At 32.6% G+C, this 22,257-nt stretch carries 20 protein-coding genes and 1 pseudogene; 7 read left to right on the forward strand and 14 right to left on the reverse strand.

Annotated features, from left to right (window positions below):
• Positions 1-335: pseudogene (locus ACHZDT_RS18565) on the reverse strand (DDE transposase); the annotation flags it as partial.
• Between the two features lie 296 nt (positions 336-631).
• Here ACHZDT_RS18565 and pafA point away from each other — a divergent pair.
• Positions 632-2,248, forward strand: coding sequence for an alkaline phosphatase PafA (pafA, locus tag ACHZDT_RS18570; RefSeq protein WP_394776176.1), 1,617 nt, complete (start codon positions 632-634; stop codon positions 2,246-2,248).
• A 130-nt stretch (positions 2,249-2,378) separates the two neighbouring features.
• Here the strand turns inward: pafA and ald are convergent, their stop codons facing one another.
• Positions 2,379-3,497 (reverse strand): alanine dehydrogenase, encoded by a 1,119-nt coding sequence (gene ald, locus ACHZDT_RS18575; protein ID WP_394776177.1) that lies wholly within the window; start codon positions 3,495-3,497, stop codon positions 2,379-2,381.
• A gap of 199 nt (positions 3,498-3,696) precedes the next feature.
• On the opposite strand from ald, the gene ACHZDT_RS18580 reads away from it, so the two are divergent.
• Positions 3,697-4,155, forward strand: a complete 459-nt coding sequence (locus ACHZDT_RS18580; RefSeq protein WP_055095431.1) for an Lrp/AsnC family transcriptional regulator — start codon at positions 3,697-3,699, stop codon at positions 4,153-4,155.
• A gap of 62 nt (positions 4,156-4,217) precedes the next feature.
• Here ACHZDT_RS18580 and ACHZDT_RS18585 read toward each other — a convergent pair whose 3' ends face one another.
• On the reverse strand, positions 4,218-5,666 hold the full coding sequence (locus ACHZDT_RS18585; RefSeq protein WP_394776178.1) for a glyceraldehyde-3-phosphate dehydrogenase: 1,449 nt from the start codon (positions 5,664-5,666) through the stop codon (positions 4,218-4,220).
• Positions 5,667-5,872: 206 nt separating this feature from the next.
• Positions 5,873-7,273 (reverse strand): trypsin-like peptidase domain-containing protein, encoded by a 1,401-nt coding sequence (locus ACHZDT_RS18590; protein ID WP_394776180.1) that lies wholly within the window; start codon positions 7,271-7,273, stop codon positions 5,873-5,875.
• Between the two features lie 139 nt (positions 7,274-7,412).
• Here ACHZDT_RS18590 and dapF point away from each other — a divergent pair, with 139 nt between their 5' ends.
• The 4 genes from dapF to ACHZDT_RS18610 all read left to right on the forward strand — a co-directional run bounded on the left by dapF (position 7,413) and on the right by ACHZDT_RS18610 (position 11,106).
• Positions 7,413-8,195, forward strand: a complete 783-nt coding sequence (gene dapF / locus ACHZDT_RS18595; RefSeq protein WP_394776181.1) for a diaminopimelate epimerase — start codon at positions 7,413-7,415, stop codon at positions 8,193-8,195.
• Positions 8,196-8,242: 47 nt separating this feature from the next.
• Positions 8,243-8,776 (forward strand): GNAT family N-acetyltransferase, encoded by a 534-nt coding sequence (locus ACHZDT_RS18600; protein ID WP_394776182.1) that lies wholly within the window; start codon positions 8,243-8,245, stop codon positions 8,774-8,776.
• Positions 8,777-8,787: 11 nt separating this feature from the next.
• Entirely contained in the window at positions 8,788-9,828 is a 1,041-nt protein-coding gene (mltG, locus tag ACHZDT_RS18605) for an endolytic transglycosylase MltG (RefSeq protein ID WP_394776184.1), read from the forward strand.
• A gap of 630 nt (positions 9,829-10,458) precedes the next feature.
• Positions 10,459-11,106, forward strand: coding sequence for a peptidoglycan-binding protein LysM (locus ACHZDT_RS18610; RefSeq protein WP_394776185.1), 648 nt, complete (start codon positions 10,459-10,461; stop codon positions 11,104-11,106).
• Positions 11,107-11,157: 51 nt separating this feature from the next.
• Here ACHZDT_RS18610 and scpA read toward each other — a convergent pair whose 3' ends face one another.
• From scpA to dnaA, 9 genes are all read right to left on the reverse strand, one after another.
• On the reverse strand, positions 11,158-13,293 hold the full coding sequence (gene scpA, locus ACHZDT_RS18615) for a methylmalonyl-CoA mutase (protein ID WP_394776186.1): 2,136 nt from the start codon (positions 13,291-13,293) through the stop codon (positions 11,158-11,160).
• 45 nt (positions 13,294-13,338) lie between these two features.
• Positions 13,339-14,703, reverse strand: coding sequence for a methylmalonyl-CoA mutase subunit beta (locus ACHZDT_RS18620; protein WP_394776187.1), 1,365 nt, complete (start codon positions 14,701-14,703; stop codon positions 13,339-13,341).
• Positions 14,704-14,718: 15 nt separating this feature from the next.
• Positions 14,719-15,054, reverse strand: coding sequence for a septum formation initiator family protein (locus ACHZDT_RS18625; RefSeq protein ID WP_394776188.1), 336 nt, complete (start codon positions 15,052-15,054; stop codon positions 14,719-14,721).
• A gap of 166 nt (positions 15,055-15,220) precedes the next feature.
• Positions 15,221-15,829: a uridine kinase gene (udk, locus tag ACHZDT_RS18630; protein ID WP_055095441.1), complete on the reverse strand. Its 609-nt coding sequence runs from the start codon at positions 15,827-15,829 to the stop codon at positions 15,221-15,223.
• Positions 15,830-16,104: 275 nt separating this feature from the next.
• A complete protein-coding gene (locus tag ACHZDT_RS18635; protein WP_394776189.1) occupies positions 16,105-16,986 on the reverse strand; it encodes an SDR family oxidoreductase in 882 nt (293 codons plus the stop codon).
• Positions 16,987-17,063: 77 nt separating this feature from the next.
• The gene (locus ACHZDT_RS18640) at positions 17,064-18,191 is read right to left on the reverse strand and encodes a methionine aminotransferase (protein ID WP_394776190.1); all 1,128 of its coding nucleotides are present in this window, start codon (positions 18,189-18,191) and stop codon (positions 17,064-17,066) included.
• 53 nt (positions 18,192-18,244) lie between these two features.
• Positions 18,245-18,958 carry an SAM-dependent methyltransferase gene (locus tag ACHZDT_RS18645; RefSeq protein WP_394776191.1) on the reverse strand — a complete coding sequence of 238 codons (714 nt, stop codon included), beginning with the start codon at positions 18,956-18,958 and terminating at the stop codon, positions 18,245-18,247.
• A 31-nt stretch (positions 18,959-18,989) separates the two neighbouring features.
• Complete coding sequence (locus ACHZDT_RS18650) at positions 18,990-19,454, reverse strand: low molecular weight protein-tyrosine-phosphatase (RefSeq protein ID WP_394776192.1); 465 nt, start codon at positions 19,452-19,454, stop codon at positions 18,990-18,992.
• 9 nt (positions 19,455-19,463) lie between these two features.
• On the reverse strand, positions 19,464-20,891 hold the full coding sequence (gene dnaA / locus ACHZDT_RS18655; RefSeq protein WP_394776194.1) for a chromosomal replication initiator protein DnaA: 1,428 nt from the start codon (positions 20,889-20,891) through the stop codon (positions 19,464-19,466).
• A 186-nt stretch (positions 20,892-21,077) separates the two neighbouring features.
• On the opposite strand from dnaA, the gene ACHZDT_RS18660 reads away from it, so the two are divergent.
• Positions 21,078-21,482 (forward strand): thioesterase family protein, encoded by a 405-nt coding sequence (locus ACHZDT_RS18660; RefSeq protein ID WP_213305569.1) that lies wholly within the window; start codon positions 21,078-21,080, stop codon positions 21,480-21,482.
• A 31-nt stretch (positions 21,483-21,513) separates the two neighbouring features.
• Here the strand turns inward: ACHZDT_RS18660 and ACHZDT_RS18665 are convergent, their stop codons facing one another.
• Positions 21,514-22,146, reverse strand: a complete 633-nt coding sequence (locus ACHZDT_RS18665) for an IMPACT family protein (protein WP_394776196.1) — start codon at positions 22,144-22,146, stop codon at positions 21,514-21,516.
• Between the last annotated feature and the right edge of the window lie 111 nt (positions 22,147-22,257).

The raw sequence follows: 22,257 nt of genomic DNA on the forward strand, positions 1-22,257 counted from the left end.
AAAAAAGACGCAAACTCCTGAGTTACACGAGTTCCGTCTGCCACTAAATTCCAATCTCTAAAAACTATTTTTCCCGTATCTTCATTAAGCCATCTTCTGCGAGTGATATGAAGATATACCTGATGCCCGCGGATAGGAAAATCCTGAACCGTTATTTCATCAAAGAATCCTTTTGAAATTAATTTCGATTCCCTGTGTTCTTTTGGTATCGAATTAATCTCTTTTAAATAAAGATGAAGTGTTTGGTCCTCCTTTTTATAAGAAGTAAGTTCAAAATAATCTACTATTATCTCAGGTAGTAATAGCTTCAGGATATCAATAAAAGAATCTTGCATTGGGGGCTAATTTGGAAATACAAATATCTATATTTTAATATTTCCCCACAACAATATGTCTGGATCCTATCCTTTTGCGATACCTAAAATCTTTGGCGAAGCCAACCCAATACCAATATCGCAAAAGATTTAGCACACAACCCGACCCGAAGGGAAACGCCACAATAATTATTCATAACTAAATTTATTTATGTCAAGTTCTGTTAAATTACAGTTGATTTTGGGTTTTAAATTATAGTGAGTTAGCCTATCTAAATGTGAATATGTATTTTTGTAGTAAATATTATAATCTAAGTATGAAAAAAAGTATTGTATTGTTGACATTGTTTGTTATCTCAAATTTAAGTGCTCAACAGCGTCCTAAGTTGGTAGTAGGTATTGTAGTAGATCAAATGAAAATGGAATATTTATATCGGTTTTCAGATGATTTTTCACCGAATGGATTTAAGAGATTAATGGATAATGGATATGTTTTTCAAAATATGCATTATAATTATATGCCAACTTATACAGCTCCCGGGCATGCTTCAATTTATACTGGTACGACACCTTCAACACATGGAATTGTAGGGAATGAGTGGTTTAGTAGAACTTTGGGTAAAGAAATGTATTGTACTGACGATGCGGCTGTAAAAACTGTTGGTGATGGCACACCAGAAGAAGGCGCCATGTCTCCAAAAAATCTACAAAGTACTACGATTACTGATGAAGTACGAATGGCTACTAATTTTCAAGGGAAAGTTATAGGAATGAGTCTTAAGGATCGTGGAGCTATTTTGCCAGCTGGTCATTTTGCAAATTGGGCTTTTTGGTATAGTAAGACTGGTTCTTTTATCTCTAGTACTTTTTATGGGGATAAGTTGCCGGAATGGGTTTCTCAATTCAATAACGAGAAGCATTATTTGCCATACATCAATAAAGGTTGGGATTTGTATAAACCAGTTTCTACTTATAACGAAAGTTTACCTGATAATAATCCATATGAAGGAAAATTATATGGAAGTGCAGCGCCGGTTTTTCCATATGATTTAAAAAAAATGTATGAGAAAAATGATGCCGGAATTTTAAGAGCAACTCCGTACGGTAATGATTTGTTAGCTGAATTTGCAATGAAAGCTATAGAAAAGGAAGAATTAGGTAAAGATAATATTACTGATTTTTTAACTGTAAGTTTTTCTTCGACAGATTATGTAGGTCATTTGCTTGGGCCGAGATCTATGGAACTTCAGGACACTTATTTAAGATTAGATCAAACAATTGCTGACTTTTTAAATTATCTTGATAAAACCGTTGGGAAAGATAATTACTTACTTTTTTTAACTGCAGATCATGCTGGTGCCGAAAATGTAATTTATTTAAAAGATAGAAAATATAATGTAGATAATTATCCTTCAAAAGATGTTAAAAAAAGTTTGCAGGATTTCTCTACAAAAACGTTTGGAGTTGATTTAGTTTTAAATTATTCAAATTTCAATCTTTTCTTTAATAAGCAAATTATTAAAGACAAAGGTTTAGAATTAGTAAAAGTGAAGCAAGCTTTTAAGGATTTCCTAATATCTCAACCACAAGTTAAGAGAGTATATACTGAAGAAGAAATTTTAGCTAATTCTGGAAACGACTACTATTTAAATTTTGTATCAAAAGGTTATGATGTAACTCAAGATGGCGATATGGTCATCATCAATAAACCTGGTGATATTGAGTACTCGGTGACTGGTACATCACACGGAACGCCTTACAGTTATGACACTCATGTTCCAGCTATTTTCTATGGCTGGCATATCAAAAAAGGAGAATCGTATGATAAAAAAGCTATTACAGAAATTGCTCCAACAATAGCACAAAAAATTAAAGTTAGTTTTCCAAATGGAACTGAAGCAAAAGTATTGCAAGAGGTTTTGGATGAAAAATAGTTTTATTAAATGCTAAACAAAAAACCTGTCACTAATTCTAATTATGACAGGTTTTTATGTAAAAAAAGGCTCTTCAATTAAGAAAAACCTTTTAAATAGTGTTTTAGTAAGCACTTATTATAGTGTTAGCCTATGCGTTTGCTAACACTATTTCTTCATTGAAAGGAAGATTCCAAGCTTCAGCAACTCCTTTATAAAGAATTTTTCCGTTAGCAATATTTAAACCTTTTTTCAATTCTTCATTTTCGTTACAAGCTTTTTCCCAACCTTTATTTGCTAATTGTACAGCATAAGGTAAAGTCGCATTAGTTAAAGCTAATGTCGATGTATAAGGAACAGCACCTGGCATATTTGCTACACAGTAGTGAACGATATCATCAATAATAAAAGTTGGATTTTCGTGTGTTGTAGGAGTACAAGTCTCAATACATCCACCTTGATCTACCGCAACATCTACTACGACTGTTCCCGGACGCATTAATTTAAGCATATCACGAGTAATCAAGTGAGGTGCTTTTGCTCCTGGAATTAAAACTGCTCCAACAATTAAATCTGCTGTAGCAATTGCTTTTGTGATGTTATAATGGTTAGACATTTCTGTATTTACATTTGCAGGCATAATATCATCTAAATAACGTAAACGTGGTAAACTTAAATCCATGATAGTTACCTGTGCACCTAAACCAGCAGCCATTTTTGCAGCCTGAGTTCCAACGATTCCTCCACCTAAAACTAAAACTTTAGCTGGTGGTACACCTGGAACACCACCTAAAAGAATTCCTCTTCCTTTTAATGGTTTTTCAAGATATTTTGCTCCTTGTTGAATAGCCATACGACCAGCAACTTCAGACATTGGCACTAATAATGGCAAACTGCGATCTGTTTTTTCTACAGTTTCATAAGCTAAACATACAGCACCTTTTTCAAGCATAGCATGAGTTAATGGTTCTGATGAAGCAAAGTGAAAGTAAGTAAATAATAATTGATCTTTTTTAATTAAAGGATATTCAGAAGCTATTGGTTCTTTTACTTTAATAATCATTTCAGCAATCGCATATACTTCTTCAATAGTTGCTAAAACTACTGCACCGGCATCAGCGTATTCCTGATCACTAAAACCACTTCCTAAACCAGCAGTTGCCTGAACATATACAACATGTCCGTGTTTTTTCATTTCAGAAACACCTGCAGGAGTTAAAGCCACACGGTTTTCGTTGTTTTTTATTTCTTTTGGAACACCTATTATCATTTTGTTATCGTTTTTTGTTTTATTTAAATTCTTTTACAAAACTACTGATAGAGAATATATTATTGATTAAAGAGTAATAAATAAGAAAATATTATTTTATTTGATACTTTTACAGAAAAATATTCTTTTTAAGCGTGGTTCGGCTTCCTTAAAAAGAAAAAATGACTAAATTTTATTAATCATAGAAAACGTTTTCGTTATGGCTTTAGATGAAATTGACAAGAAAATCTTACGACTTTTACAGGAAAATGCGCACTATACTTTAAAGGATATTGCAAACAAAATAAACTTGTCCTTGACTCCTGTTCATGATCGTGTTAAACGTCTTGAAAAAGAAGGTGTTATTGAAAAATATGTTTCGATTTTGAATAAGAAAAAACTGGGTAATAATTTAACGGTTTATTGTCAGGTTACGCTAACAAAACAAACTTATGATACGTCGGAAGGATTTAATCAGTCGATTTTGAATTTGCCGGAAGTGGTGGAATGCAATTATGTGTCTGGAAACTTCGATTATATGTTAAAAATTATCATTCCGGATATGGAAAGTTATCATCAGTTCCATCAAAAAAAATTATCCGTCTTACCGGAAGTTTCACTAATAAATACTGTTTTTGTTATTTCTGAAGTAAAGAGTACAACAGTTTTGCCAATATAATTTTAAAAATAAAGCCACCAAATAAACTTGATGGCTTTAGAAATAGTTGGTTTGGTAGTATATTAATAGTAAGTGAAACGTCTTACTTTGGCAATATATTTTGCTAATCTTATAACTTGATGGCTGTAACCAAATTCGTTGTCGTACCAAATATAAAGCACAATATTTTTTCCATCTTTTGATACAATTGTAGCATTGCTGTCATAAATTGAAGGAGCTGATGTTCCAACAATATCAGATGAAACTAATTCGTTATTTAATGAATATTTTATTTGCTCTACCAATTCACCTTCAAGAGCATATTTTTTCATGATTTTATTAATAGCAGCAATAGAAGTTACTTTTTTAACTTCTAAATTCATCACGACCAAAGATCCATTTGGAACCGGAACACGAATAGCATTTGAAGTTAATTTTCCTTCTAAAGATGGTAATGTTTTTGCAACGGCACTTCCTGCCCCAGTTTCTGTAATAACCATATTGAGAGCTGCAGCTCTTCCGCGACGGTATTTTTTATGCATATTGTCTACCAAATTTTGATCATTTGTGTAGGCGTGAATCGTCTCTAAATGCCCTTTTACAACTCCTATAGTATCTTCAATTGCTTTTAAAACTGGCGTTATTGCATTTGTCGTGCAAGAAGCAGCAGAAAAAATGTTGATTTCGTCCGGATTGTATTCGTTATGATTTACTCCGTGAACAATATTCGGGATACCTTTTCCGGGAGCAGTCAACAAAACTTTGCTAACGCCTTGTGAAGTCAGATGTCTTTTTAAAGCTTCTTCAGTTGTAAAAACTCCGGTATTATCAATTACTAATGCGTCATTAATTTCATATTGTGTATAATCAATTTCTTCAGGAGAATTAGCTGTAATCATATGTACAGTAGTTCCATTTATTATTAAAGAATTGTTTTTATGGTCTGCAATAACAGATCCCTGAAAATCTCCGTGAATAGAATCATAACGCAATAAAGAGGCTCGCTTCTCTAAAGTTGATGCATCATTTTTGTCTCGGGTTACAATAGCTCTTAAACGCAATTGATTTCCTTTTCCGGTTTTAGACATTAATTCTCTGGCTAATAATCTGCCAATTCTTCCAAAACCATATAAAACAACATCTTTTGGCTGAATTTCTTCAGATGATTTGGCTTTTTTCAATTTGTCCATTACAAAATATCGCGCATCCGGATATTTTTCATCTTCTAAACCATATTCATAAGTCAGTTTTCCAAGATCTAATTTTGCAGGCGGAAGATCTAATGATAAAACAACTTTTGCGATTTCGACTGAGTCAAAAATAGTGATTGGCTTGCCCACAAATTCACCGGCATATTGATGCAGATTAATAATATCGCTGACATTTTTATCCAATAATTGATTTTTGAATAAAACCATTTCTATGGATTTGTCATACCATAAATCACTTATGATTTTAATTAATTCGACACCAGCTCTTCTTCGGTCGACTTGTAATGATACCTCTTTTTGGTACAAAGATTTTTTGCTCATAATGATTAAATTGAAAAAATAAATACACAAATATTTTTAAATTTTGCGCAAAAGTATCTATTTCAATCGATTTCGTAAGCTGTTTTATGATTTATTTTTGAAAAATAAAAAAGCCACCTTATTTTCTAAGATGGCTTTTATTAGTTTTCAGTCTCAGTCTCAGTTAGCAGTTTTTTGCGACTGAATACTGCGACTGTAAACTGAGATTAAATAATAATTCTCAGGATTTCTCCGTTTTTATTTATCATTTCGAGACGAATGCTTTGACCTTCATCTTTTTTATTTATCAGTTTAGAAACCGTCTCAATATTTGTTGCTTTTACATTATCAATACTTAAAATAATATTGCCTTGTAACTCGTTTTGATATTGCATTAAATTTTCATTATTAATGCTTCTGATTTTTACACCATAATCAATTCTGAATTTCTTTTTATCAGCAGCATCAATATTTTCTAATTCAATTCCTTTAAATTCCGTACTATAAAATTCATTTTTACTTAAAGTTACCGGAACAGTTTTAGTTTTACCTTCTTTTACATAAGTTACCTTAACAACATCGTTTGGTCGTTTTGTATTGATATAACCAGAAAGATCCGCATATGTAGAAATGTTTTGATCATCAAGTTTTACAATTATATCTCCTTTACCAAGTCCTGCTTTTTCAGCTCCTGAATTTTTAGAGACTTTGCTAATATAAAAACCTTGTGTTTCAGTAACGCCCAATTCTTTTGAAGCAGTACTATTTAATTCACCACCTTCGACACCAAGAATTCCTCTTTGAACATTTCCGAATTCCATAATATCCTCGATAATTTTTCGGGCAATATTTGAAGGAACTGCAAACGAATATCCAACATAAGAACCCGTCATTGAAGAAATCATAGTATTAATACCAATCAATTCACCTCTTGTATTTACTAATGCGCCACCACTATTTCCCGGATTTACCGCAGCATCTGTCTGAATAAAAGACTGGATTCCGTTTGTGTCTAAATTTCTGGCTTTCGCCGAAACAATCCCGGCAGTAACAGTAGAAGTCAAATTATAAGGATTTCCAACCGCCAAAACCCATTCTCCAATTTTTACAGCATCAGAATTAGCAAAAGCAGTATAAGGTAATTTTTCATCAGCATCAATCTTTAATAATGCGATATCCATTTTAGAATCGGTGCCAATTAATTTTGCCTTGTATGACTTTTTATTGTTTAAGGTAATTTCAATTTCGGTAGCATCTTTAATAACGTGATTATTGGTTACAATATATCCATCTTCTGAAATAATAACACCAGATCCCGTTCCAACCTGTTCTTGTTGCTGTTGACCGCCGTAACCATAGAAAAATTCCATCATAGGATTACTAACAGTTCTTCGCGAAACATTTTTTACGTGAACAACGGTATGAATTGTCTTGTCTGCGGCAGCCGTAAAATCGACAGTTTCGGCAGATAAAGCTACATTTCGACCAAATGAATCGGGGGCAAGCGTAACAACAGAATTTCCCCTTCCAAAAAAAGAATTGTTGCTTTCAAATAATAACTTGTAAGCACCAAGGGTAATAGCGCCACTAAGAAGTGAAACTAAAAATAAGGCTGAAAATCTTTTCATATTACAATTTATGTTTTAGGTTATTTTAAAGTAAAAATAATTCAAAAATTTGTTCAACAAAACGCTTTAACTCTCTTTAACATTGATTAACATTTCATTAATTATTTGTTTGTACTTTTGTGTTATTAACAAGAAAAAAATGCAAATAGAATTTTATAAATATCAAGGTACCGGGAACGATTTTGTAATGATAGATAATCGTTCAGAATTCTTTCCAAAAGAAGACATTAAACTAATTGAACGTTTATGCGACAGACGTTTCGGAATAGGCGCTGACGGACTTATTTTACTGGAAAATGATGCCGAAACTGATTTTAGAATGGTGTATTATAATTCAGATGGAAATCAAAGTTCGATGTGCGGAAATGGCGGTCGTTGTTTAGTAGCTTTTGCGAATCAATTAGGGGTTATTGACAACAAAACTACCTTTATTGCAACAGATGGTTTGCACCATGCTTCGGTGGGAGAAGATGCCATTATTTCATTGCAGATGATTGACGTAGATGAAATACAAAAAAACGATTCATATACTTTTTTAAATACAGGTTCTCCGCATCATGTTCAAATTGTTGATGACTTAGAACATTATAATGTAAAAGATAACGGAGCAGCAATTCGGTATGGTGAATTATATGGAGAAAAAGGAAGTAATATCAATTTTGTAAAAAAAGTTGATGAAAGTACTTTTTCACTTCGTACTTATGAAAGAGGAGTTGAAGATGAAACCCTGGCTTGTGGAACCGGTGCAACTGCCGTTGCAATTGCTATGAATGCGATTGGTCAAACAGATAAAACTTCGATTAATTTGAATGTTGAAGGAGGAAAACTTGTCGTTTCTTTTGATAAATTAAAAGATCATTTTACAAATGTATTCCTGACAGGTCCTGCAAAATTTGTATTCAAAGGAACAATAGAGATTTAAATTCCAAAAATGAATTTCCAAATCTAAAATCATCAATCTACAATAAAATGATAACACTCAAAGGCAAAAATATTTATTTGCGTGCATTAGAACCTAATGATTTAGAGTTTGTTTATGCAATGGAAAACGATGAAAGCATTTGGGAAGTAAGTAATACACAAACACCTTATAGTCGCTTTTTAGTGCGTCAATATCTTGAAAATGCACAACAGGATATTTATGAAGCGAAACAATTGCGATTAGCAATTTGTCAGGATCAGGATTTTCCAGCCATTGGATTGATTGATTTATTTGAATTTGATCCTAAAAATAACAGAGCAGGAGTAGGGATTGTGATTCAAAAGGATGAGAACAAAAAGCAAAACATTGGATCTGAAGCATTAGAACTTTTAATTAAGTATTCTTTTCATAATTTAAATTTACACCAATTATATGCAAATATTGCTGTAGGAAATGTAGCAAGTATAGCTCTTTTTACTAAATTTGGCTTTGAGAAAATAGGAATCAAAAAAGATTGGATTTTGCTGAATAACCACTATCAAGACGAAGCAATTTTTCAATTAATTAACAAACAAATTTAAAATTTTATATTTTGAGCATAAAAAAAATCATCACGATAGCAGCTGTTGCCGTAATTTCAGTTTTAATGATTTATGGATTTATTTTAATTAATAAAATTTTCAGTGCAAATACTAAATTCGAAGAAAAAGAACTTTATGTCCATGTTCCAACAGGAGCAAACTACGCCGACGTAAAAAAAATATTAGAACCTTATATTAAGAATTTTGACAATTTTGAAATGGTTGCCAATAAAAGAAGCTATCCTGAAAATGTAAAATCAGGGCGTTTTTTACTAAAAAAAGATATGAATAATATCGATTTGGTTCGTGCAATGCGTTCTAATGTTCCTGTAAAATTGGCTTTTAATAATCAGGAACGTTTAGAAAACTTCGCAGGAAGAGTAGGAGCTGAGATTGAAGCAGATAGTTTGTCATTAATGAAAGCGATTAAAGATCCTGCATTTTTAAAAGAAAATGGTTTTAATGAAGATAATGTTTTTGCGATGTTTATCCCAAACACATATGAAATCTATTGGAATACTTCAGCTGAAAAATTCCGTGATAAAATGATTAAAGAATATCACAATTTCTGGACAGCTGAAAGAATTGAAAAAGCAAAAAAACAAGGACTAACTCCGGTTCAGGCTACAATATTAGCCTCTATAGTTCATAAAGAATCCGTTAAAAAAGATGAAAGACCACGTATTGCAGGTGTTTATTTGAACCGTTTACGTTTAGAAATGCCATTACAAGCAGATCCAACAGTTATTTATGCCTTAAAATTAAAAGCCAATAATTTTGATCAGGTAATAAAAAGAGTTTTTTATAATGATTTGGTAATGAAGTCTCCATATAACACTTATGTGAATATTGGACTTCCTCCCGGACCAATTGCCATGCCCGATATTACAGCTTTAGATGCAGTTTTAGATCCTGAGAAGAACGATTATGTCTATTTCTGTGCTAGTGTAGAACGTTTTGGATATCATGAATTTGCTTCGACTTATGAGCAGCATCAAATAAATGCAAAAAAATATTCAGACTGGATTGCAAGTCAGGGAGTGACAAGATAATTTAAATCGTATATATAAATTAAATGATTTGTATTTTTTGATTCAGAAAAAATATAGCATATAATAACATATTTTAAAACCGAAGTTTCTGACTTCGGTTTTTTTATTTTAAAACGTCAATTTTTGCAATTAGGCACATAATATTTAAACCTTAAATATTTTTAAAGAAATCGATGAAATTATGAACTTGATATTTAATAAATACATTTTCTGAATTTCAATCAAAATGGATATTTATATTTCTTCTAAATTTAGTTTTTGTTTAAAATACAAAGTTCAAAATTCTTAAAAATTGTACTTTTTTTGAATCAAAATTAGATTCTATTTTTTGAAAATTAAGTTTAAAAATTGAAAAAATACCATATTTTATTGTAGGCATAACCTTTCAATTTTAACATATTTGATAAAAAAAGCATAAAAACGACATTTTTTTAATTGTTTTTTTCTCTTTTTAAGACTAGAATCAAAAAATCCATTTTCGCTCGAAAACTCCGCCAATAAAGGGATTAAAAGAAGTAATCTAATTTTTAAAAACAGTTAACATGTTGATTTACAGTATTATTTTGTATTTCTTATCTTTGCACCGTAGAAATTTCAAGAGGGTGACAGCGTTTTGAAGAAAAACAATTTATGATAAAGAAATGGTATTTTTATGCGAGTTTAATCGTTATTATTACATTTTTAAGTTTGGGTTTCAAACCCTTTAATCTAGAAACCAAACCTTGGTTTTTAATAGAAAAAACAGATGGATCTGAATACATATTTCCATCGCAGGAAGAGGATGATTATCCAATTCTAAAAAAGCTAAATGTTCCGTTTACAGGAAAGCGGCTTATTGGGTTCAAAGAAGCAGTTGCTTTTAAAGAATCTCAAGGAAAATACCGCTTAGTAAATTCACTTGGTTACATGGGCAAATACCAGTTTGGTTCTAAAGCTTTAAGAGCTATTGGTGTTCAAAATGACAAAGCATTTTTAAAAGATCCTGCATTACAAGAAAAAGCATTTATTGCGCTATTGTCCAAAAACAAATGGATTTTACGTAACGAAATCGAAAAGTACGAAGGGAAAATTATTAGTGGCGTTGAAATTACCGAATCTGGAATTTTAGCTGCTGCACACCTTGGAGGCGCTGGTTCAGTAAAAAACTTTTTCAAAAACAAGGGAAACAGACATTTTAGAGATGCCTACGGAACTTCATTAAAAAGTTATATGCGAGCGTTTGGAGGTTATGATCTTTCCTTTATTGAAGCAGATAGCAATGCAACAATAAACGATTAAACATTTAATTAAAATGAAAAATCCCGAATTATTCGGGATTTTTTATGCTTTTTAGTCAATTAAAATTTCTAGTATTTTTATAGCAGCTTCGCTGATTTTAGTTCCGGGTCCAAAAACCGCAACTGCACCGGCATCAAATAAAAATTGATAATCTTGCGCCGGAATTACTCCGCCAACAATTACCATAATATCCTCACGTCCGTGTTTTTTAAGTTCTTCTATAACTTGCGGCACCAATGTTTTATGTCCTGCGGCCAATGATGAAACACCTAAAATATGAACGTCATTTTCAACGGCTTGTTTCGCTGCTTCTGCAGGAGTTTGAAAAAGCGGACCTATGTCTACATCAAATCCCACATCTGCATAACCCGTTGCTACAACTTTTGCGCCACGATCATGTCCGTCTTGTCCCATTTTGGCAATCATAATTCTTGGGCGTCTTCCTTCTTGTTTTGCAAAGGTATCAGCTAACTGTTTCGCCTTCTCAAAATTCTCGTCATTTTTTATTGCTGCACTATACACACCGCTAAAGGATTTAATTTGTGCTTTATATCTTCCAAAAATACTTTCAAGAGCATCGCTTATTTCTCCTAAAGTTGCTCTGTTTCGAGCTGTTTCAATCGCAATTTCTAATAAGTTTCCTTGTCCGGTTTTTGCACAAAGTATTAATTTTTCCAGTGATTGATTTACTTTTTCAGTATCTCTATTTGCTTTTATTGTTGCAAGTTGCTCTACTTGCTGTTTACGAACCATTTGATTGTCTACATCTAAAATATGCAGCGGATCTTCTTTTTCTAATCTATATTGATTGACCCCCACAATAATATCCTGACTACTATCTATTCTGGCTTGCTTTCTGGCAGCAGCTTCTTCAATTCTTAGTTTAGGAATTCCAGCTTCAATAGCTTTTGTCATTCCTCCTAATTCTTCAACTTCTTCAATTAATTTCCAGGTGTTTTTTAAAATCTCATTCGTCAGGTTTTCAACATAATAACTTCCTCCCCAAGGATCAACTGTTTTGGTAATTTTAGTTTCTTCCTGTAAAAAAATCTGTGTATTACGTGCAATTCGTGCCGAAAAGTCTGTAGGTAACGCAATAGCTTCATCAAGAGCATTGGTATGAAGTGACTGAGTTCCTCCAAAAGCTGCTGCAGTTGCTTCAATACAAGTTCTGGCAACATTATTAAAAGGATCTTGTTCCGTTAAACTCCATCCGCTTGTTTGGCAATGCGTTCTCAAAGCCAGAGATTTATCACTTTTAGGATTAAATTGCTGAACTAACTTTGCCCAAAGCATTCTTCCGGCACGCATTTTAGCGATTTCCATAAAATGATTCATTCCAATTGCCCAAAAGAAAGACAGGCGAGGAGCAAACTCATCTATTGTCATTCCCGTAGAAAGTCCGGTTCTAATATATTCTAAACCATCGGCAAGAGTATAAGCTAATTCAATATCGGCAGTAGCGCCGGCTTCCTGCATATGATAACCTGAAATAGAAATAGAATTAAATTTGGGCATTTTCTTGCTCGTAAATTCAAAAATATCTGCTATAATCTTCATAGAAGGTGTTGGCGGATATATATAAGTGTTACGAACCATAAACTCTTTCAGGATATCATTCTGGATCGTTCCGGATAGTTTTTCAATTGCAACACCTTGTTCTTCAGCTGCAACAATGTAAAATGCCATAATAGGTAAAACGGCACCGTTCATTGTCATTGAAACCGACATTTCGTCTAACGGAATCTGATCGAACAAAACTTTCATGTCTTCAACAGAATCTATAGCAACTCCAGCTTTCCCTACATCGCCAACAACTCTCTCATGATCTGAATCGTAACCGCGATGTGTTGGTAAATCAAATGCAATGGACAGTCCTTTTTGTCCGGCTGCTAGATTTCTTCTATAGAAAGCATTACTTTCTTCTGCGGTAGAAAATCCGGCATATTGTCTAATCGTCCACGGTCTTCGCACATACATTGTTGCATATGGTCCGCGAAGATTAGGTGCAAAGCCAGCTCCGAATTCAAGAAATTCTAAATCCTCAATATCTTTTTCAGAATAGTTTTTCTTAAGTTCAATTCCTTCGGCGGTGTAAAAGTTACCAATCAAATTTTCTGATTTCTGACTTTCAACTTTTGGCTTTTGACTATTTAAATTAATATGTTTAAGGTCTTTTCTTATCATGGAAATACTCTTTTGAGTAGGTTTATTAATTACTTAGAAAAAAGATTATTCAAGTTCCAATCTTTCCTGTTCTAATTTCTCTGCCAGTCTTTTTTCTATAATTGGAGTAATTAAAGTTTTTCTTGGTTTTATTTTCACAAAAGGAAACAGTTCTAAATCATGTTTCATCTTGTCATCTTTATTTGGATATTTATTCGTTCCCAGTAAAACTTCTTTTTTAGAATCGAATAATTCCTGCTCTTTTGCTGCACTTTCCTGGATCTTCTTTTTGATAGTTCCGTCGTTTAAAAGTTTAAGGAAACCGCCATTAGCTTCGATATCCTTAAATAAAGTCAAACTTTTCTCTGCTAATTGTGTCGTTAGGCTTTCTATATAATAACTTCCATCAGCCGGATTATTGACTTTGTCAAAATAACTTTCATATTTTAAAACCAATAATTGGTTTCTTGCAATTCGGTCACCAAATTCATTGTCTTTATGGTACAAAGAATCGTATGGTAAATTTGCAACAGCATCAGCCCCGCCTAAAATTGCCGACATACATTCGGTTGTAGTTCGAAGCATGTTGACATTATAATCGTAAATAGTTTTATTTCGTTTGGTTGGTGTTACCAAAAAATGACATTCTAAATCAGGATTATATTCATCGGCAATTAATCTGAAAAGCATTCGTAAAGCACGAAGTTTTGCAATTTCAAAAAAATAATTTGTTCCTACCGATATTTGAAAAACAATTGGCTTTGTAATAATAGGTAAACGATTTAAATATTCGTTTGCATGTGCCAGACTATATGCAATTTGTTGGGTGATATTTGCTCCAGCATTTTGATACAAACCTAAATCAATACTTATTAAAGAAAGATTTGTTGTGGCTTTTGCAATTTTTTCAATCGTTTCAAAGTTATTTTTGTCCGATGTTGTAAACCAGTTTCCTTCTCTTGCAAAATGACCAATCGGGTCGATATTACAATAAAAAAAGGCTTTTTTCTGAATCGAAATGGTGTCTAATAATTTTACGAAATCGATTGAAATAAACGACAAATTAAAGTAAACACTTCTATTTTCTAAAGGAAGAGGCTCTAGTAATTTTTGAATATCAATTTTTTCGTTTTCGATAGTAAACCGTAAACTTTCAGCTCCTCTTTCAATAGTATTGATGGCTCTTTGAACAGATTTTTCGATATCATATACAAAGATGTTTTGACAAATTTTAAAATTTGATGCCTCAGTTTTTACCGGAATTGCTTTAGAAAATTCATCAATATGATAAAATGGTTTTACCTGAATATCTTCGGGTGAATTCCAGATTACGGTTTCATTATATTCAGCTCCGTCTAATTCAAACTGAATTTTTTGTTTCCATTGTTTGGATGAAATCGGATTAAAATTGTCGAATAGGGTAGTTGCCATTGAATGTTTTTCTGGTTATTCTTTATTATCTTGAATAGTATCTCCTTCAAATTGAATGATGTAAATATCTTCGCTGTCTTTTTTCATGAAATACTTTTCGCGAGCATATTTTTCTATTTGTTCAGGATTTTTAAGTTGCTTGATTTGTTCATGATCTTTTTTTATTTCAACCTGATAATATTTTTTATTGTCTTGTAATTCGTTGATCTGGTGGTCTAAAAATCGATGATCAAAATAAGAGTAATTGTCTAAAAAGAACATCCAAACAATAAAAAACAGTAAAACCCAAACATATTTGTTGCTCAGTAATTTAAACCAGCGTTTGCCTTTATATGGATTTTTCATTTTCATTTTTATTTAAACGATTACGTCTTATAATTTCGAGTGGATTTTTTAGCCCGATCGAGCCGATATCCTTTTTAAGGCTTTTTCTGCCATAAAAAGATAAAGGCGAGAGCGGGTCCCGATAGCTATCGGGATAGCTCCTAATTTCTATGGAATAAATTTACAATAAAAATTATGAAATTCGTTGATTAATTACAGCCCGGACTACATCAATGGCTACAGTATTGTATTTATCATTGGGAATAATAATGTCTGCAAAAGCTTTTGATGGTTCGATAAATTGCTCGTGCATAGGCTTTAAAGTGTTTTGGTAACGTGTTAAAACCTCGTCGATATCACGTCCGCGTTCTGAAATATCTCTTTTTAAACGGCGAATTAATCTTTCATCAGAATCTGCGTGAACATACACTTTAACATCAAAAAGATCACGTAATTCCGGATTTGTCAGGATTAAAATCCCTTCAACAATCATAACTTTTCTGGGATGCGTTGATACTGTATCGTCAGTTCTGTTGTGCTGTATGAAAGAATATACTGGCTGATCGATGGTTTCGCCTTCTTTTAAAGCTTTTAAATGTTTTACCAATAACTCAAAATCGATCGCGCGTGGGTGATCAAAATTGATTAATGCTCTTTCGTCGAATGACAAATTATGGGTTTCTTTATAGTATGAATCCTGAGAGATTACGCCAACTTCAGTGTCTGGCAACTCGTTCATGATTTGATGTACTACTGTTGTTTTTCCACTTCCTGTTCCTCCTGCAATTCCAATAATGAGCATATTTTTTTGTTTGATATTTGTTTGGCAAAAATAATAATTTAACTGGATTGTATATGTATATTATGTATTTAAACCATATAAGTGATATAAGTAAATCTAAGCAATGAGATATTTAAACAAAATGGCACTTAACTGAACTTATATTACTTATATGGTTAAAACATTACTATTAATATGGTGAAATACACAAAAAAAATCCCGAAAGTAGAACCTTCGGGATTTGTGCAATCAGTATAGTTTATAAAAATTATTCTGAATTTAGTAAGCACGTAAAATTATTTATTCTTTTTTGCTTTTATCATCATTTCAAGCTGATCCCAAAGTTCCTCCGGAATTGCTTCTAATAAATTGAATTGTCCAGCACCTTTTAGCCATTCGCCACCATCGATTGTAATTACATCACCGTTTATATATGCTGAAAAATCAGAAACTAAATAAGCAGCTAAATTGGCTAATTCCTGATGATCACCAACACGTTTCAAAGGCACTTTTTTAGCCATATCAAACTTTTCGGCAAGATCTCCAGGCAATAATCTGTCCCATGCACCTTTTGTTGGGAATGGTCCCGGAGCAATTGCGTTAGAACGAATTCCGTATTTTGCCCATTCTACAGCTAAACTGCGGGTCATGGCAAGAACTCCGGCTTTTGCCGTAGCACTTGGCACAACATAAGCAGATCCTGTCCAGGCATACGTTGTAACAATATTTAAAATCGTAGAAGATTTTTGTTTTGTATCAATCCAGTGTTTTCCAAAGGCGAGCGTACAGTTTTTTGAACCTTTAAGTACGATATCTATAACAGTATCAAATGCATTTGCAGATAAACGTTCGGTTGGAGAAATGAAATTTCCGGCAGCGTTGTTCAAAAGAACGTCAACTTTTCCGAAAGCTTTTAAGACTTCCTGAAGCATATTTTCTACTTCTTCATAATGACGGACATCACATTGAAGTGGCAAACATTTTCCACCGGTTTCAGTTTCAAGTTCAGTTGCAGTAGCTTTTAGTTTATCTAAATCTCTTGAAGTAATTGCTACTTCAGCTCCTAATTCTAAGAAATATTTAGTCATCGCTTTTCCTAAACCGCTTCCGCCACCCGTAACTACAATGACTTTTCCTTTTAAAGCGTCATCTCTTAACATTTTATCTGTATAGCTCATATTTTTTTCTTTTTATTACAATATTAATTAAATAAATAGGATGCACGCATAATAATGTTATAATTTTTTGATAAAATTTATATATCACATAATTTTTTTGCTGCTGATTCTAAAGTGAAATTATCTTTGGCAAAGCAAAAACGTATAAGCTTTTGATCTTTATGATCTGAATAAAATGTAGAAATGGGAATTGCGGCAACGCCATGATCTGTAATTAGCTTTTTGCAAAAAGTTACATCATCGTCGTCTGAAATGTTAGCATAAGAAGCCACCTGAAAATAAGTTCCTTCGCATGGTTTTAATTCAAAACGGCTATTTTGAAGTAATTTCTGAAAATAATCACGTTTTTCCTGATAGAATTTTCCCAATAGATTCACATCTACAACATTTAAATATTGACTAATTGCAGCCTGAGAAATGCTGTTGACGCTAAAAACTAAAAACTGATGTACTTTTTTAATTTCTTTCATTAAGTATTCCGGAGCAATTGTATAACCAATTTTCCAGCCTGTAATATGAAATGATTTTCCGAAAGAAGAAACCATTATGCAACGGTTCAAGAGAAAATCTTTAGTATGTGCCGAAATATGTTTTTTTTCAAAAGTGATGTATTCGTAAACTTCATCAGATAAAACTAGAATGTCAGGAAATTTAGAAAGTAATTTTTCCAACTCAAGAAAATCTGTTTCTGTTAAAATTTTTCCTGTTGGATTATGCGGATTATTGATGATAATCATCTTGGTTTTTGACGAACACGCTTTTTCTATTGTTTCGCAATTAGGAGTATAATCATCGTTTAAAGCAACGCGAACAGGTTTTGCATTGCACAGAAGAACCGGAGATTCATAAGAATCATAACTCGGATCTAAAATAATCACTTCGTCACCCGTTTTTACCAAAGCTAAAATTGAAGTAAAAATTCCCTGAGTGGCTCCGGCAGTAACCAGAATTTCTGTTTCAGGAATAATGGTTCTATTGTAGGAGTCTAGAACTAATTTTGCAATCTGATTCATCAAGGGCGGAAAACCTGCCATTGGTGTATATTGATGTACGTTTTCTTTGGATAATCGTGCCAGAATATCTGTTAATCTTTCATCAACAGGAAAATTAGGAAATCCCTGCGAAAGATTAATGGCATTATATTCAGTTGCCATTTTTGACATTACCGTAAAAATACTTGTGGTTACATTAGGAAGTTTACTCATTATAAAGTTTAGTTAGGGAAACTTGTGAGTACAATATAAGATAATTTTTACGATTATATTTTATGAATAATAAAAATCGTAGGTCGATTATGTAAATCAACTTTTAATTTTTTCCAATCTGCAACACGCATTGTTTTAATAAATTCTGTTGGTAAAGTAATATCTGTAGCGATACAAAGATGAGTCGAAGGATTTAAAATTTGCAGAATATCCTCGACTAATTTATTGTTTCGATAAGGAGTTTCTATAAAAAGCTGCGACTGATTTTTATCCTGAGATAATTTCTCAAAATATTTCAACGCAGATTTTTTCTCATCTTTATCAATAGGTAAATAACCGTTGAAAGTAAAGCTTTGACCGTTCATTCCGGAAGCCATCATTGCTAATAATATAGAAGATGGTCCCACTAAAGGCACAACCTGAATCCCTTTTTCATGCGCTAATTTTACAATTACAGCGCCAGGATCAGCAACGCCCGGACAACCGGCTTCGCTCATTAAACCAACATTTTTCCCTTCTAATAAAGGTTTGATGAAATCTAAATGTTCGCTTGGTTCCGTGCGCTTATTAAGCGTAAACAAAATAAGATCTGATTGTTTTTTTTCAGGAGAAACTGCTTTTATTGATTTTCTTGCAGTTTTTTCGTTTTCTACAATATAATGATCTATAAAATCTATACTTCTTTTTACTGTTTGAGGCAAAACATCCATCGGATCACTTTCGCCCATTGTAGTTGGAATTAAATATAATTTTCCTAGAAGTTTCATGTGCGTGGTTTTATATTATTTGAAGAAAAAACTAAGAATGTTTTTCGATAAGTTTTTTTGCGATTATGTCTGTTGCTTCATTCAGCATTTGATAAACATTATCAAATCCGTTAGCAACACCATAGTAAGGATCAGGAACATCTACATTTTCATCCGGAAAAAGTTCGTTCAGGATAAGCTGAACTTTATTTTTATGTTCCGGAGTTTTTGCAAGATCAATTATATCACTGTAATTTGAACTATCCATTACATATATATAATCGAATTCATCAAAATCTGAAGTTTTAAATTGTCTTCCTTTTTGATTCTGAATGTTTACGCCATTTTTTGTTGCAACAGCAATTGAGCGTTTATCAGGTGAATTGCCTACATGCCATGATCCTGTTCCTGCAGAATCAACTATAAAGTTTTCAGGTAATTTTGATGCCAAAATTCCTTCTGCTAAAGGTGATCTGCAAATATTACCCAGGCAAACCATTAAAATTTTTACTGGCATGATTCGCGTTTATAGCGTTAATTTTTTGTTGATGTCTTCGACAAATTTCTTGAATTGTTTGTCTGTAGAAACTAAATTGTCAACGGTTTTACAAGCATGTAAAACGGTAGCGTGATCGCGATCTCCAATTTGTGAACCAATGTTTGCCAAAGAAGCTTTTGTAAATTTCTTTGCGAAAAACATTGCTAATTGTCTCGCCTGAACCACGTGTCTTTTTCTGGTTTTTGATTGAAGTGTTTCAATATCCAACTGGAAATAATCAGACACAATTTTTTGAATATAATCAATAGAGATTTCTCTCTTTACGTTTTTAACAAATTTCTCTACAACGCTTTTAGCCAACTCAAGAGTAACTTCTTTTTTATTGAAAGAAGATTGTGCGATTAACGAAATAATAGCGCCTTCAAGTTCACGAACATTACTTTTAATATTACGTGCAACATATTCAATAATATCTTCAGGTATTTCAACACCATCACGATACAAAATATTTTTCAGGATCGAAATACGGGTTTCGTAATCCGGCTGATGCAATTCAGCAGATAATCCCCATTTAAAACGAGATAATAAACGTTGCTCAATATCCTGCATGTCAACAGGAGCTTTGTCCGAAGTCAAAATTACCTGTTTTCCGTTTTGATGCAAATAATTGAAAATATGGAAAAATACGTCCTGAGTTCCTGATTTTCCTGATAAAAACTGAACATCATCAATAATCAAAACGTCGATTAATTGGTAAAAGTGAATGAAATCATTACGATTATTCTTTTTAACCGAATCAATATATTGTTGTGTGAAAATTTCGGCAGAAATATATAAAACCGTTTTTTCAGGATATTTATCTTTTACTTCAACACCAATAGCATGCGCTAAGTGTGTTTTTCCTAAACCAACTCCACCAAAAATCAATAACGGATTAAATGATGTTCCTCCGGGCTTATTGGCAACAGCCATACCTGCAGAACGAGCCAAACGGTTTGAATCACCTTCAAGGAAATTATCAAAACTGTAATTGGCATTTAATTGCGATTCAATCTTAAGATTTCTAATTCCTGGAATTACAAACGGATTTTTTAGTTCAGGATTTAAGTTTTTAAACGGAGCATCAACCTCTTGCGGTTTCATTGGCACTCTGTTAGCACTTGGCAACTGTTCAGTAAACGGTTGTTTATTGCCATAAGTGTTCTCCATTTTAATTTTATAGAGTAACTTTGCGTTTTTTCCCAGTTCTTTGGTAAGCGCAACTTTCAATAATTTAACATAGTGTTCTTCTAGCCACTCGTAGAAAAATTTACTTGGTACTTGAATATATAACGCGTTGTCGGTTAGCTCAACTGATTTGATTGGTTCGAACCAAGTTTTATATGCTTGATCTTGAATATTGTCTTTTATAAAGGACAAACAGTTTTCCCATACCGATTGAGCAGTTTTAGTCATAAATTCAGATAAATTTTTTATTATTGATAAAGATTCTCCTAATAAAAAAGGAGCAATTTTATTCCGTATTTCGGGATAACAAATATGTGAACAAATTTCTGTAAAAAAAAATAATTTGGGGTCTAATTTTATAAAAAAATGTTGTAAGTAGACTTTTTGAAGTTAAATATTTTTAATATATAAAGAATGAAAAATCATCAAACGCAAGTGCGTGTTCGTTACTCTGAAACCGACCAAATGGGAGTTGTTTATCACGGAAATTATGTTCCTTATTTTGAGATAGGCCGCGTGGAATGGCTTAGAGATAAAGGGATTTCCTATAAAAGCATGGAAGAAAGCGGAATTGGATTGCCAATTGTTTCCATGCAAATAAATTATAAAAAATCAGCACGTTATGATGAACTTCTTACCATTCATACGGCTTTCAAAAGTCAGTCGTCTGTCAAGATTGAATTTGATTGCGCAATCTATAACGAAGCGAATGAGTTATTAACAACTGCGGCATTTATTTTAGTATTTATTTCGTTAAAAACAGGTCGCCCAACTGCTCCTCCGGATTATATTTTAGAATTGTTTAAAACACTTGTATAATTGTTAAAATGAGATTGGTTTTTATATCAATTTAGATAATTTTAATATCGATTTCAAACATTAAATCAAAAATGTCGAATACTGATTCGGCATTTTTTTTGCGTGTTTTTGTCTTGATTTTTCCAATTGGTAAACCTGAATCTTCATCAATTTCCATTTCCTGAGAGATGATTTCCAGCTTTTTTTCCTTGATAACCCGCATAACTTTATTCATGTTTTTATAATCAAAAGAAATTAAAAAATGAACATCAATAGTTTTTTCGATAATATCAGCAACTTCAAGCGTCATTTGCGCCGTTGTTTTATAAGCAGCAATTAATCCGCCAACTCCAAGTTTTACTCCGCCAAAAATCCTGACCACAACAACCAAAACGTTCGTTACGCTAAAAGATTGTATTTGACCATAAATTGGTGCTCCGGCAGTATTACTTGGTTCGCCGTCGTCATTTGTACGATAAGAAATTTTTGGGGCTGTGCCTAATTGATACGCATAACAGTAATGAACGGCGTGAGGATGTTGTTTTTTTAAATTTTCGATGATGGGTTTGACTTCATCTTCGTGTTCTATGGGAAAAGCGTAACCAAAGAATTTGCTGCCTTTTTCCTTAAAAAGTATTTCTTCAGATTCAAAAGCTATGGTTTGGTACGTATCGTTATATTCCAAAATGAATTTTTAAATTATGATTAATATTTTTTTAACCACAGATTAAGAAGATTAAAAGGATTTCTCTTTTGCATTTGTTTTTTAAGTGTGACTAAGTTTTTCACGCAGATT

Origin of the sequence: Flavobacterium sp., assembly GCF_043722275.1 — a bacterium.
GTDB lineage: Bacteria > Bacteroidota > Bacteroidia > Flavobacteriales > Flavobacteriaceae > Flavobacterium.

Bases quoted from the DNA above. Each gene is read 5' to 3' on its own strand.
- pafA (WP_394776176.1), top strand. From the start codon at position 632: ATGAAAAAAAGTATTGTATTGTTGACATTGTTTGTTATCTCAAATTTA.
- ald (WP_394776177.1), bottom strand. From the start codon at position 3,497: ATGATAATAGGTGTTCCAAAAGAAATAAAAAACAACGAAAACCGTGTG.
- ACHZDT_RS18580 (WP_055095431.1), top strand. From the start codon at position 3,697: ATGGCTTTAGATGAAATTGACAAGAAAATCTTACGACTTTTACAGGAA.
- ACHZDT_RS18585 (WP_394776178.1), bottom strand. From the start codon at position 5,666: ATGAGCAAAAAATCTTTGTACCAAAAAGAGGTATCATTACAAGTCGAC.
- ACHZDT_RS18590 (WP_394776180.1), bottom strand. From the start codon at position 7,273: ATGAAAAGATTTTCAGCCTTATTTTTAGTTTCACTTCTTAGTGGCGCT.
- dapF (WP_394776181.1), top strand. From the start codon at position 7,413: ATGCAAATAGAATTTTATAAATATCAAGGTACCGGGAACGATTTTGTA.
- ACHZDT_RS18600 (WP_394776182.1), top strand. From the start codon at position 8,243: ATGATAACACTCAAAGGCAAAAATATTTATTTGCGTGCATTAGAACCT.
- ACHZDT_RS18610 (WP_394776185.1), top strand. From the start codon at position 10,459: ATGATAAAGAAATGGTATTTTTATGCGAGTTTAATCGTTATTATTACA.
- scpA (WP_394776186.1), bottom strand. From the start codon at position 13,293: ATGATAAGAAAAGACCTTAAACATATTAATTTAAATAGTCAAAAGCCA.
- ACHZDT_RS18620 (WP_394776187.1), bottom strand. From the start codon at position 14,703: ATGGCAACTACCCTATTCGACAATTTTAATCCGATTTCATCCAAACAA.
- ACHZDT_RS18625 (WP_394776188.1), bottom strand. From the start codon at position 15,054: ATGAAAATGAAAAATCCATATAAAGGCAAACGCTGGTTTAAATTACTG.
- udk (WP_055095441.1), bottom strand. From the start codon at position 15,829: ATGCTCATTATTGGAATTGCAGGAGGAACAGGAAGTGGAAAAACAACA.
- ACHZDT_RS18635 (WP_394776189.1), bottom strand. From the start codon at position 16,986: ATGAGCTATACAGATAAAATGTTAAGAGATGACGCTTTAAAAGGAAAA.
- ACHZDT_RS18640 (WP_394776190.1), bottom strand. From the start codon at position 18,191: ATGAGTAAACTTCCTAATGTAACCACAAGTATTTTTACGGTAATGTCA.
- ACHZDT_RS18645 (WP_394776191.1), bottom strand. From the start codon at position 18,958: ATGAAACTTCTAGGAAAATTATATTTAATTCCAACTACAATGGGCGAA.
- ACHZDT_RS18650 (WP_394776192.1), bottom strand. From the start codon at position 19,454: ATGCCAGTAAAAATTTTAATGGTTTGCCTGGGTAATATTTGCAGATCA.
- dnaA (WP_394776194.1), bottom strand. From the start codon at position 20,891: ATGACTAAAACTGCTCAATCGGTATGGGAAAACTGTTTGTCCTTTATA.
- ACHZDT_RS18660 (WP_213305569.1), top strand. From the start codon at position 21,078: ATGAAAAATCATCAAACGCAAGTGCGTGTTCGTTACTCTGAAACCGAC.